We start from the raw sequence: 827 nt of genomic DNA, 5'->3' as shown, positions 1-827 counted from the left end.
GGGCCGCATGACGAGGCGCATCTGCGGACCCTGCTCGAAGTGATCGCAGGCCGGCCAGTCAGCCATATCTTCGTCAGCCATACGCATCGCGACCACTCCCCGCTGGCGGCCCGGCTGAAAGAGCGCACCGGCGCCATCGTGCTGGCCGAGGGGCCGCACCGGCCGGCAAGAGCCCTGCACATCGGCGAGACCAATGCGCTCGACGCCAGTGCAGACATGGCTTTCGTTCCCGACATCGCCCTTTCCGACGGCGAGGCGGTCGATGGCGACGGCTGGTCGATCAGGACGGTTCTGACCCCGGGCCACACCGCCAATCATGCGGCATTCGCGCTGGAAGGAACCGGCATCCTGTTTTCGGCCGATCATGTCATGGCCTGGGCAACCTCCATCGTCGCCCCGCCGGATGGAGCGATGGCCGATTACATGGCCTCGCTGGACCGTCTAATCGACCGCGAGGACCGCTTGCTGCTGCCCGGACATGGCGGGCCGGTGACGGCACCGCGCGCTTTCATGCGCGGGCTGAAGACGCACCGCAAGATGCGCGAGCGAGCCATCCTGGAGCGGGTCAGAGAAGGCGACCGGACGATTCCCGACATGGTCAGGGCGATCTACAGGGATACCGATCCGCGGCTGCATGGCGCCGCCGGATTGTCGGTGCTTGCCCATCTCGAGGATCTGACGGCGCGCGGTCTGGTTGTGACCGATGCCGCACCGGCCATCGACGGCATTTTCACGCCGGCCGGATAGGCAACGCAGCCCACTGCCAAGCGCCCGTGCCTCACTCGGGCGGCGCGGCGCCAACCTGACCGGCGCCTTCCTGGTCGAGC

General features: G+C 67.7%; 1 protein-coding gene. It reads left to right on the top strand.

Annotated elements, in window-relative coordinates; all coding sequences use genetic code 11:
• Nucleotides 1-747, top strand: a 747-nt coding sequence (locus tag EN994_RS33555; protein WP_164746536.1) for an MBL fold metallo-hydrolase, incomplete at its 5' end; no start/stop codon positions are given.
• Between the last annotated feature and the right edge of the window lie 80 nt (nucleotides 748-827).

This window comes from Mesorhizobium sp. M7A.F.Ca.CA.002.09.1.1 (assembly GCF_003998555.1).
Classification (GTDB): Bacteria; Pseudomonadota; Alphaproteobacteria; order Rhizobiales; family Rhizobiaceae; genus Mesorhizobium; species Mesorhizobium ciceri.
Note: the sequence above shows the minus strand (reverse complement) of the source record. Positions and strands in the feature narration are given on the sequence as shown.